Origin of the sequence: Fusobacterium sp. DD2 (assembly GCF_018205345.1) — a bacterium.
Classification (GTDB): Bacteria; Fusobacteriota; Fusobacteriia; order Fusobacteriales; family Fusobacteriaceae; genus Fusobacterium_A.
Window position 1 is genome coordinate 21,143 of record NZ_JADRHM010000023.1, and the last position, 11,410, is coordinate 32,552.

Annotated in this window: 8 protein-coding genes; all 8 read left to right on the forward strand. The window is 31.1% G+C overall.

Translation table 11 applies throughout. From position 1 onward, the window contains the following. Positions 1 to 9 precede the first annotated feature (9 nt). Positions 10 to 1,176, forward strand: coding sequence for a tRNA guanosine(34) transglycosylase Tgt (gene tgt / locus IX290_RS05175; protein WP_211492145.1), 1,167 nt, complete (start codon positions 10 to 12; stop codon positions 1,174 to 1,176). 229 nt (positions 1,177 to 1,405) lie between these two features. Beyond that, the gene (locus IX290_RS05180) at positions 1,406 to 3,328 is read left to right on the forward strand and encodes an acyl-CoA dehydrogenase family protein (RefSeq protein WP_211492146.1); all 1,923 of its coding nucleotides are present in this window, start codon (positions 1,406 to 1,408) and stop codon (positions 3,326 to 3,328) included. A gap of 46 nt (positions 3,329 to 3,374) precedes the next feature. Beyond that, on the forward strand, positions 3,375 to 4,580 hold the full coding sequence (locus IX290_RS05185) for an FprA family A-type flavoprotein (RefSeq protein WP_211492147.1): 1,206 nt from the start codon (positions 3,375 to 3,377) through the stop codon (positions 4,578 to 4,580). Positions 4,581 to 4,725: 145 nt separating this feature from the next. Further along, positions 4,726 to 5,679, forward strand: a complete 954-nt coding sequence (gene mltG / locus IX290_RS05190) for an endolytic transglycosylase MltG (protein ID WP_211492148.1) — start codon at positions 4,726 to 4,728, stop codon at positions 5,677 to 5,679. An 11-nt stretch (positions 5,680 to 5,690) separates the two neighbouring features. Beyond that, positions 5,691 to 7,352, forward strand: coding sequence for a B12-binding domain-containing radical SAM protein (locus IX290_RS11775; RefSeq protein ID WP_211492149.1), 1,662 nt, complete (start codon positions 5,691 to 5,693; stop codon positions 7,350 to 7,352). A gap of 78 nt (positions 7,353 to 7,430) precedes the next feature. Continuing rightward, positions 7,431 to 8,756 carry a tRNA lysidine(34) synthetase TilS gene (gene tilS / locus IX290_RS05200; protein ID WP_211492150.1) on the forward strand — a complete coding sequence of 442 codons (1,326 nt, stop codon included), beginning with the start codon at positions 7,431 to 7,433 and terminating at the stop codon, positions 8,754 to 8,756. After that, positions 8,757 to 10,985, forward strand: a complete 2,229-nt coding sequence (gene ftsH / locus IX290_RS05205) for an ATP-dependent zinc metalloprotease FtsH (RefSeq protein WP_249168861.1) — start codon at positions 8,757 to 8,759, stop codon at positions 10,983 to 10,985. Between the two features lie 127 nt (positions 10,986 to 11,112). After that, positions 11,113 to 11,370, forward strand: a complete 258-nt coding sequence (rpsO, locus tag IX290_RS05210; RefSeq protein ID WP_211492153.1) for a 30S ribosomal protein S15 — start codon at positions 11,113 to 11,115, stop codon at positions 11,368 to 11,370. The last annotated feature ends 40 nt before the right edge of the window (positions 11,371 to 11,410 follow it).

An 11,410-nucleotide genomic window follows, 5' to 3' on the forward strand; every position in this document is an offset into this window, starting at 1 on the left:
GGAGAAATAATGGAAAAAAAATTACCAGTAACTTATGAACTGCAAAAAAAATGCGGAAAAGCAAGAGCAGGGAAAATAACAACACCTCATGGAGAAATTGAAACTCCTGTATTTATGCCAGTTGGAACACAGGCAACAGTAAAAACAATGACTCCAGAAGAGTTGGAAACTATAGGGTCTCAAATAATATTAGGAAATACTTATCATCTTTATTTAAGACCAAGTAATGAACTTATAGCAAAGTTTGGAGGACTTCATAAATTCATGAATTGGAAAAAACCAATTCTAACTGACAGTGGAGGATTCCAGGTTTTCAGTTTAGGATCACTGAGAAAAATAACAGAAAAAGGTGTTGATTTCAGATCCCATATAGATGGGTCAAAGCACACTCTTACACCTGAAAAATCAATAAATATCCAGAATAATCTTGGATCTGATATAGTAATGCTATTTGATGAGTGCCCACATGGTCTATCAAGTAGAGAATATATTATTCCATCAATAGAGAGAACAACAAGATGGGCTAAAAGATGTGTTGAAGCTCATAGAAGACCTGATGAACAAGGGTTATTTGCAATTGTTCAAGGTGGAATATATGAAGATTTAAGAGATAAGAGTTTAAGAGAATTAAGTGAAATGGATGATGCATTCTCTGGATACGCAATAGGTGGATTGGCAGTTGGAGAGCCAAGAGAAGATATGTATCGTATTTTAGACTATATAGTTGAAAAATGTCCAGAAAATAAGCCAAGATACCTGATGGGTGTTGGAGAACCTCTTGATATGTTAGAAGCAGTTGAATCTGGAATAGATATGATGGACTGTGTTCAACCTACAAGAATAGGAAGACATGGAACTGTATTTACTAAATACGGTCGTCTTGTTATAAAGAACGCTTCATATGCTGAAGATGACAGACCTCTAGATGAAGACTGTGACTGCTATGTATGTAGAAACTTTAAAAGAGGTTATATAAGACATCTATTTAAAGCAGAAGAGGTACTAGGTCAAAGACTTGCAACATATCATAATTTATATTTTTTACTAAAACTTATGAAAAATGCAAGAAAAGCAATTTTAGAAGATAGATTTAAAGAGTTTAAAGAAGAGTTTATAAAAAACTACAATATGGGAAAAGACTCACCTTGGATAAAGCCCAAAAAGATAGGAGAATAGAAGGAAAGTCCTGGATTTTATTCAGGGCTTTTTTATTTACAAAAATTTAATTGTATTAAATAAATGAAAAATGTTCAAAAAAAATAGAAACTAAACCAATAAAATATAAATATAAGCTTGACTATTTGAGGTCTTAGTGGTATCATCTAATTATAAAGAGGATTAATTATATCCACATTGAAATTTGTGGATATAGAACATAAAAAAATTAAAAGAGGGGGTTAGTTTTATGCTTTTTAAAACAACAGATGTACATGAAGAATTACGTAAAAAAGTCAGAGAGTTTGCGGAAACAGAGGTAAAACCTATAGCGTTCATGTTAGACAAAAACAATGAATTCCCTACAGAAGCTATTAAAAAATTTGGGGAAATGGGAATGATGGGACTTCCATATCCAAAAGAATATGGAGGAGCAGGAATGGACATATTAAGTTATGCTATTGCTGTTGAGGAACTATCAAGAGTTGATGGAGGAACTGGAGTTATTCTATCTGCTCACGTATCACTTGGAACTTACCCTATATTTGCTTATGGAACAGAAGAGCAAAAACAAAAATATTTAGTACCTTTAGCTAAAGGAGAAAAACTTGGAGCTTTTGGACTTACAGAACCAAATGCAGGAAGTGACGCTGGAGGAACTGAAACTACAGCTGAACTACAAGGAGATTACTACATATTAAATGGTGGAAAGATATTTATAACAAATGCTGATAAAGCTGATACATATGTTGTATTTGCTTCAACAGCACCAGAATTAGGAACAAAAGGAATCAGTGCATTTATAGTTGAAAAAGGATGGGAAGGATTTACATTTGGAGATCACTATGACAAATTAGGAATTCGTTCATCATCAACTGCTGAACTTATTTTTAACAATGTTAAAGTTCCTAAAGAAAACCTACTTGGAAAAGAGGGAGAAGGATTTAAAATAGCTATGTCTACTCTTGATGGAGGAAGAATAGGAATTGCTTCTCAAGCTCTAGGAATTGCGCAAGGTGCTTATGAACATGCACTTGAATATGCAAAAGAAAGAGTTCAATTTGGAAAGCCAATAGCATATCAACAAGCTATTTCATTTAAATTAGCTGATATGGCTACTAAAATAAGAGCAGCAAGATTTATGGTTTACAGTGCTGCAGAATTGAAAGAAGAACACGAACCATATGGAATGGAATCTGCAATGGCAAAACAATATGCTTCAGATATCTGTTTGGAAGTAGTAAATGATGCACTTCAAATATTCGGAGGAAACGGATACTTGAAAGGAATGGAAGTAGAACGTTCTTATAGAGATGCTAAGATTTGTACTATTTATGAAGGAACAAATGAAATTCAAAGAGTAGTTATTGCAGCTCATATTATTGGGAAGATGCCCAGGGAAAGTTCTAATAAAAGAAAGTCAACAAAAGGTCACGCTACTGGACTTCGTAAGAACATTATTTTTAAAGATGGAACAATGGAGGAAAAAGTAGCAGCATTAGTAGAAGATCTTAAGAAAGATGGATATGATTTTACAGTTGGTATTCCTCTAGATACTCCTATTGCACTTGCTGATCGTGTAGTCAGTGCTGGTAAAGGAATTGGAGAAAAAGCTAACATGAAATTAATAGAAGATCTTGCTGTACAAGCAGGAGCTGCTATTGGATCATCTAGACCAGTTGCAGAAACTTTAAGATATGTACCTCTAAATCGTTATGTTGGAATGTCAGGACAAAAATTCAATGGTAACTTATATATAGCATGTGGTATTTCTGGAGCAGGACAACACTTGAAAGGAATAAAAGATGCTACAACAATAGTTGCTATTAACAACAACCCTAATGCTCCAATATTTAAGAATGCTGACTATGGAATTGTAGGAGACTTAAAAGAAGTATTGCCTATACTAACTAAAGCACTTGATAATGGAGAAGCTAAACAACCTGCACCACCTATGAAGAAAATGAAGAGAGTTGTACCAAAACCTTCAAGACCTTCAGCTTGGAAACGTTACGTATGTAGCGGATGTGGATATGAATATGATCCAGAATTTGGAGATGAAGAAAATGATATTCCAGAAGGAACACTATTTGAAAAACTTCCTGATGAATGGATTTGTCCAGATTGTGGAGAAGAAAAGAGCGCATTTATAGAAGTTGTTGAAGAAGATTAATTATAACGATTGATTATTGATGGAATAGATTGAAGGAGGACATTATATGCATAATGTAAGAAAAGTAACAGATGATTTATACTGGATAGGTGGAGACGACCATCGTTTACATCTATTTGAAAATATACACCCAATCCCAAGAGGAGTTTCTTATAACTCATACCTATTGTTAGATAAGAAAACTGTTTTATTTGATACTGTTGACTGGGCAATAGGACGTCAATTTATTGAAAACCTTGAGTATCTATTAGATGGAAAAAAACTTGACTATATGGTAATTAACCACATGGAACCTGACCATGCTGCAATGATAGAAGAAGTATTACTTCGTTATCCAGATGTAAGAATTATAAGTACAGAAAAAGCATTCTATTTTATGAACCAATTTGGATTCCATATTCATCCTGAAAAATGTGAAACTGTTATAGAAGGAGATACAAAATCATTTGGTAAACATAAAGTAGTATTTGTTGGAGCACCTATGGTTCACTGGCCAGAAGCTATGGTAACATTTGATACTACAAATGGAGTACTATTCAGTGCTGACGCATTTGGAAGCTTTGGTTCACTAGATGGAAGACTGTTCAATGATGAAGTTAATTTTGATAGAGATTGGCTTGATGATGCAAGAAGATATTACACTAATATAGTTGGAAAATATGGACCACATGTTCAATTCCTACTAAAGAAAGCACCAGTTGCAGATATTAAATATATTTGTCCATTACATGGTCCAGTTTGGAGAAATGACTTTGGATATCTATTAGACAAATATGATAAATGGAGCAGATATATTCCTGAGGAAAAAGGAGTAATGATAGTATATGCATCAATGTATGGAAATACAGAAAACGCTGCATCAGTTTTAGCTAAAAAATTAGTTGAAAAAGGAATGACTAATGTACATATGTATGACGTATCAAAATTTGATGTATCTTATTTAATCTCTGACACTTTTAAATACAGTCATATAGTACTTGCATCAGTTACATATAACTTAGGAATTTATCCAAAGATGCACAATTACTTGATGGATATGAAAGCTTTAAATCTTCAAAAGAGAACTATTGCTATTCTTGAAAATGGTTCTTGGGCATGTAAATCTGGAGATTTAATGTCTCAATGCATGGATGAATTAAAAGATATGAATGTGTTAAATGAAAGAGTTACATTAACTTCATCACTAAATGAGAGTGGAGAAGTTGAAATGGACAATGTTGTTGACGCAATTCTTGAATCAATGAAAAAATAATTTGCTAACCACCTAATTTAATAAGTATAGTGAGGGCAGAAAGTTTGCTTTATTAGAGGCAGATTTTCTGTCCTCTATTTTTTTTGCAATAGTTTAAAAAAATTAGTATAATAATGAAAGAGACAAAAAATAGGAGTGAAATTATATGAAAAAGAGACTATATGTAATACTTCTCATTATAATAGGAATAGTAGCGATATTTGCCTATTATATTTATTCACAGATATTTAATAGATTTGATTATGATACAGTTTTAGAGATAGAAAAAAATGTTCCAGTGATGAAATCTTTATCTCAACTTCCTAAGAGTAATTCTCTTCCATTTAAAATATATCTTAAATATAGGAACTCTGGTAGGGGTATAAAGGCTGGAGAGTATGAAATTAAGGGAGAATACAATTTAGAGGAGATAATGGACATCTTAGAGTCTGGAAAGGGTAAAATGGTCAAAATAACAATTCCAGAGGGATATAGTGTAAAACAAATAGCAGAACTTTTAGAAGCAACAGGAAATATAGATAAAGATAAATTTTATTCTGCATTAAATGATGCTGCTAAAAAGTTTCCTTATAAGATACCTGATGGAAATTTTGAAGGATTTTTATATCCAGAAACATATTTTTTACCTGAAAAATATGATGAAAAGATTGTTGTTAATGCAATGCTTGGACAATTTTTAAAGAAATTTCCATATGAGAAATATGGAAATAGAGAGGATTTCTATGAAAAACTTATAATGGCATCAATTCTTGAAAGAGAGGCCAAGCTAAAAGAGGAAAAACCTGTTATGGCATCAGTTTTCTATAATAGAATTAAAAAGGGGATGACTCTTTCTTCTGATGCAACAGTTAATTTTGTATATGATTATAAGAAAAAAAGAATGTACTATAAAGATTTAAAGATAGATTCACCATATAACACATATAAGTATAAAGGTTTACCACCTGGTCCTATATGTAATCCAACAGTTGATTCAGTTGATGCTGCATATAATCCATCAAATACTGATTATCTATTTTTTGTAGCAAAAGGAGATGGGGGACACTACTTTAGTAAAACTTATAGAGAACATTTAAAATTTCAGAATGAAAATAAATAAGGAGAACCATAGTGAACAAAATATTATTAGTAGGTATAAACAGTCAATATGTTCATACTAATATTTCAGTAAGATATTTAAAAAAATTTATTGAGGAAAATAGCGATTTAAAAGCTGAAATTTATGAGACAAATATAAACAATCAGCTTATGAATATCATTAAAGATATCTTTGAAGCAAAACCAGATACACTGATTTTTTCAACATATATCTGGAATAAGGAGTATGTATTTGACCTTACAAGAGAGATAAAAAAAGTACTTCCAGAGGTAAAAATTGCCTTAGGTGGACCAGAGGTTTCATTTGAATGGGATAAGATAATGGATGAAAATCCAGAGATAGATTATATATTTGTAGGAGAGGGAGAAAAGGTAGTATTTAATTTTTTAACCAGAAATATACATGAAGTAAAGGGAGTTGTATATAGAGAAAATGGAATTAAATACAATGGCAATGAACCTTTAATTGAAAATCTTGATATTGTTCCTTTTCCCTATGACGACAGTGAACTTTTAGATGCAACAAAAATCTTTTATTATGAGAGTTCAAGAGGATGTCCTTTTAACTGTTCATATTGTATGTCATCAATTGATAAAACTGTAAGATACTATTCTATAGAGAGAACCAAAAAAGACTTAAAAAGATTTTTAGATTCTCCAATTAAGCTTTTGAAATTTGTAGATAGAACTTTTAATTTGAAAAAAGAGAGATATTTGGAAATATGGAGATTTTTACTTGAAAACTACAGAGAGGGAATAACTTTTCACTTTGAGATAAATGCAAATATCTTTGACGATGAAACTCTTGATTTCCTTGAAACAGTGCCAAAAGGGTATTTCCAGTTTGAAATAGGAGTTCAGACTATTGACCCTGACGCAATGAGAAGTATAGGAAGAGTAAATATATTGGATAAATTGGCTCACAACGTGAGAAGAATCAGTAGAAATATTCACCTGCATCTCGACTTAATAGCAGGTCTTCCTTATGATACCTATGAAAAATTTGAAAAGTCTTTTAATTATGTATATGATTTAAAGCCTGAGATGATTCAGTTGGGATTCTTGAAGCTTTTAAAAGGTACTAAGATGTATAGTGAGATTGAAAAATATGGATATAAATATTTTTCTAAACCTCCTTATGAGGTCTTTTCAAATAATTTTGTATCTTTTGCAGATATAATAAAATTGAAAAATTTGGAAAAATTATTAGATTATTATTATAACTCAGAGCAGTTTGAAAAAAGTGTTGATTGGGTAATAGATAATTTCTATAATTCAAATCCATTTTTATTCTACAATGAAATTTCTCAATATTATGAAGAGAAAGGATATCTTAAAGTTAGCCACAAAGATGTAGCTATTTTTAATTTTTTAAATAACTTTTATCTAGAAAAAGGATTTTCAAAGAAAGAAATTTTTACAGAGTATTTGAAATATGATTTTCTAAAGGTTAAAAAATCTGGAGTTCACCCTCATTGGCTAAAGGATGAAAAGGATGGAGAACTTTATGATAAACTTATAAAAGAAAAAAATTATAGAACAGTTAGAGAAGGACATAAAAATAGCGAATTTGCAAGATTTAGTTGGAATGTTATTGAAAATAGAGAAGAAGATGTATACATATTCTTTGATTATCGTGATAATTCTTGTCAAGTGGTAAAAATTCTTGATTAGATTTATAAAAATCTTTTGGAAAAAACTGCCGATATATGCTATAATTTTATGAAACGATATGATTAAAAGAGTGATTTTATGAGATTATTTGAGGAAGTAGTAAAGAAAAACAAACAAGAGAAATTAATTGTAAATGGAGATAAAATAATAGTCGGTTTTTCTGGAGGACCGGATTCTGTTTTTATGACAGAGATGCTTTTAAAACTGAAAAAAGAGATAGATTTTGAAATTGTACTAGTACATATAAACCATCTTCTTAGAGGAGAAGATGCAAATTGTGATGAGGCTTTTTGTAAAGAGTACGCCCAAAAAAATAATCTTGAAATATATAGTCGTAGAATAAATGTAAAAGGACTTGAAAAAGAGCGTGGAATAACTCTTGAAGAAGCAGGTCGTGAAGCAAGATATGATATGTATAATGAGATTTTAAAAAAGGTAAATGGAAATAAGATAGCTCTTGCTCATAATAAAGATGACCAGCTTGAAACTTTTATGTTCAGGCTTGTAAGAGGTGCTGGTCTTAGTGGCCTTGAAGGGATTATTTCTAAAAGAGGGAAATATATTAGACCAATTTCAGAAATTTATAAAAAAGATATTGTTAATTATTTAAAGGAAAATAACATTCCTTTTAGAATAGATAAAACGAACTTTGAAAATGAATTTACTAGAAACAGTATTAGACTTGATTTGATACCTTTTATTGAAAAAAGATATAATCCAAAGTTTAAGGATAAACTTTTTGCTTTAATTGAGGAAATCAGAGATATAAATCAGGTAATTGATGAAGAGGTTGAAAGATTTTCAAAAAAAGATTATCTAAATATAGATGAAATTAATCATTTCACTAAACATGTGAGAGGTAAAATTTTTGGAAATTTTATGTATAAACATGGAGTTTCTGTAACAAGGGAAAAAATATTCTCAATTGAAAATATCATAGAAAAAGGGGGAAGTTGTTCTTTAGATTTAGGGGATAATTATCTTCTAAAGAAAGAATATAATATTTTAAAAATAGAAAAAGAGAATATCAGTAAATATGATTTATTACCTAAAACTCTTGAAATACCAGGAGTTTTACAATTTGGAGATTATGTTGTAGAAGCTTTCTTCAGTGAAGAGAAACAAACTGGAAAAGATATATTTGCAACAAATTTAAAAGTTGGAGAAAAAGTTGTTGTAAGAACTAGAAAAGATGGGGATAGAATAGTTCCAACAGGTATGAGAAGTGAAAAGAAACTTAAAGAGATATTCATAAATGAAAAAGTACCTAAAGAAATAAGAGATAGAGTACCATTAATAACTTACAATGATGAAATAGTATGGATTGCAGGTGTTAGAGGTAATGAAAAATATAAAAGCACAGAAAATAGATGTGTGAAATTTAGAGTGAGGAGGACAAAATAATTGAACGATAACAACAGATTTGATGAGAATCAAAAGCAAAATAAGGATATAGATGAAAAAAACGAACAACAGGAACAAAAAGACAATGATTTACTAAAAGATGAAGGTGTTATCCAAGAACAAGAGGAAGAACCTGCTTTAAATGAATGGAAAAAACCTAAAGAAGAGGAAAAAGAAAAAACTGAATCTAAAAAAGAGGATGAATCTTCTGAAGATGAAAAAAGAGAAGCTGAGTTTGATGATGAAATTCAGAAAAGAAAAGAAGAGTTAAGAAGTAAATTAAGAGAGGGATTAAATCAGAGAGGAAATCAGAATACAAAAAATCAGGAACCAAATAATAGAAAATTTAGAGAGTTAGGTGGAAGATTCAATTTTAAAGGATTTATAATGCTTTTATTTATTGTGACTTTAATTATGTCACTTCCATCATTACTTGCAGATAAGGACAAAGGTTCCGTTGAAGACATTGGTTATAGTCATTTTATAACTATGCTTCAAGAGAAGAAAATAGTAAAAGTACATGAAAAAGAAGGTTATGTATATGGATATGGACATAACCCGGAAGAGTATTTTAAAGCAAGAATGATTACTGATAGATTGGGGAATGACGCACACTTAGTTCAATTAATTGATAATAGTGGTGCAGAGATAAAATCATTACCACCTCAACAAATGCCATTCTTATTGAATATTCTTATGTCATGGTTCCCAATGTTACTTCTTATTGGTGTATGGGTATTTATGCTTAATAAGATGAATAAGGGAAATGGTGGAGGACCACAAATTTTCAACATGGGTAAATCAAAGGCTAAAGATAATGGAGAAGAACTTTCAAAAGTTACATTTGATGATGTAGCTGGAATAACTGAGGCAAAAGAAGAGTTACAGGAAGTAGTTCAATTCCTTAAAGAACCAGAGAAATTTAAAAATATTGGTGCTAAGATTCCTAAAGGGGTATTACTTTTAGGTGCACCAGGAACAGGTAAAACTTTACTTGCTAAGGCAGTTGCTGGAGAAGCAAAGGTACCTTTTTTCAGTATGTCTGGATCTGAATTCGTAGAGATGTTTGTTGGAGTTGGAGCTTCAAGAGTTAGAGATTTATTTAATAAAGCTAGAAAATCAGCACCTTGTATAATATTTATAGACGAGATTGACGCTGTAGGTAGAAAAAGAGGTTCTGGTCAAGGTGGCGGAAATGATGAGAGAGAACAAACACTGAACCAACTTCTTGTTGAGATGGATGGATTTGGTACTGATGAAACTATCATTGTTTTAGCAGCTACAAATAGACCTGAAATTTTAGATAAAGCACTTATGAGACCAGGAAGATTTGACAGACAGGTAGTAGTAGATAGTCCTGATATTGATGGAAGAGAAGCAATTTTAAAAGTTCATGCCAGAGGTAAAAAACTTGCAAAAGATGTCGATTTAAGAGTTATTGCTAAGAAAACTCCTGGATTTGTTGGAGCGGATCTTGCAAACTTATTAAATGAGGCAGCAATACTTGCAGCAAGAGCAGGTAGAGTAGAGATATCTATGGATGATCTTGAAGAAGCATCTGAAAAAGTAAGTATAGGACCAGAAAGAAAATCTAAAAAAGTTATAGAAAAAGAGAGAAAAATTACAGCTTACCATGAAGCTGGACATGCTTTAATGCACTATTTATTACCAAATGCAGACCCAGTACATAAAATAACAATTGTACCTAGAGGTATGGCAGGAGGTTATACTATGGCTTTACCAGAAGAGGATAGAAGTTATAAATCAAAGAATGAATTTCTTGATGATATGAGAATTCTTTATGGTGGAAGAGCTGCTGAAAAAATTGTTTTTGATGATATAACAACTGGAGCAAGTAATGATATAGAAAGAGCTACAGCAATAGCACATGCAATTGTTACAAGATTTGGAATGAATGATAAATTTGGACCAATACTATTAGATAATACTAAAGAGGGAGATTATTTCCAACAAAAGTATTATAGTAATGTAACTGGAAAAGAAGTGGATCAGGAGATATTTAGATTAGTTAATGATATGTATAATGAGACATTAAAAGCTTTAACTGACAACTATGATAAGCTTGATAAGGTTGCTAAATATCTGTTGGAAAACGAACGTATGAGCAGAGAAGAGTTTGAAGCAGTAATGGAAGATAGACCTTTATCTGGAGAAAAAATCAAAGAGGAATCTGACTTAGATTCTGGAGCAGTAGTAGAAGAAAATTAATCAAAAAAACGTTTACAAGATTTTATAGATGTGATATAATACATGAAGAATTTAGGCTCAGTTTTGCGGTTAGCCTCGCAATACTTAGCTTAGATAATATATAATATAGGAGGAATACAAAATGGCTATGAGATCAAAAGCAGAAATAATTAAAGAATTTGGAAGATTTGAAGGAGATACAGGATCAACTGAAGTACAAGTTGCTTTATTAACTGAAAAAATCAACCACTTAACAAATCACTTAAGAGTTCACCAAAAAGATTTCCACTCAAGATTAGGATTACTAAGAATGGTTGGACAAAGAAAAAGATTATTAGGATATTTAGCTAAAAAAGATTTAGAAGGATACAGAAACTTAATTGCTAGATTAGGAATAAGAAAATAGTTTAAGATAACTAAGCGTTAAAAGACGAGAGAATTCTCGT